The organism is Oleiphilus sp. HI0061, assembly GCF_001635675.1.
Genome location: NZ_LWFE01000190.1, coordinates 1 through 818, shown reverse-complemented (window position 1 = coordinate 818; position 818 = coordinate 1). Strand labels below are relative to the sequence as shown.

Genomic DNA, 818 nt, shown 5'->3' with positions numbered 1-818 from the left:
GATGGAATTAAGTATGTTGAAGCCTTAATTGCAATGCGTAAGAGCGATTTCGCTACGGCGCGTACCAAAGTCGCTGAGGTTCTAACGAGTGAACCGGATAATATGCGCTTATTGTCTTTTTTAGTTGATCTTGAGCTGAAGGCTGGACGTGTTAATGAGGCTGAGAAAGTACTTGGTCAAATAGAGGCTATTAATGATAGCCACCCTGTTGTGAACATATTGCGCGGTGATATTGCGCTATCCAAGAATGACTATTCAACAGCGCGTAAGCTATTGATGCAAAGCTGGGGAAATGCACCCGTAGATTCTACAGCTGAAAAACTATATCGAGTGCTAGGTGTTTTGGGTGATAAGCCTGCCCAAAACAAGTTCCTTCAAGATTGGTTGGTTAAGCTACCTAACAGTACCCCAGCGCTTATGTATCAGTCCTTAGCTTATCAGCAGCGGGGGCAACGTATAAAAGCGGTTGAAGGTTATGAAAAAGTTCTGAAAATTGCGCCCAATAACGTCATGGCTCTGAATAATCTAGGGTGGATCTATTTTGAGAAAAAAGATTCGAGGGCGTTAGAGCTGTTAGCTAAAGCTGTAGACTTAGCGCCGGAGAGTCCAGCCGTTCTTGATAGTTATGGTTGGGTACTCGTTGATAACGGGAAGGTTTCTGAAGGCTTACCTTATCTAGAGAAAGCACATAAGCTCGCTCCGGAAATGGAAGAAATTGAAGAGCATTTAAACGCTGCTCGAGCCAAGCAGTAACCCTTGAGAAAAAGCCTGCATGAAGCAGGCTTTTTTCTTACTCCTATGAGTGTAGCGAATAGGGC

At 44.1% G+C, this 818-nt stretch carries 1 protein-coding gene; it reads left to right on the top strand.

Annotated elements, in window-relative coordinates:
• Positions 1 to 753 (top strand): tetratricopeptide repeat protein (locus A3735_RS02220; RefSeq protein WP_156499336.1); only part of this gene is annotated, 753 nt, incomplete at its 5' end.
• Between the last annotated feature and the right edge of the window lie 65 nt (positions 754 to 818).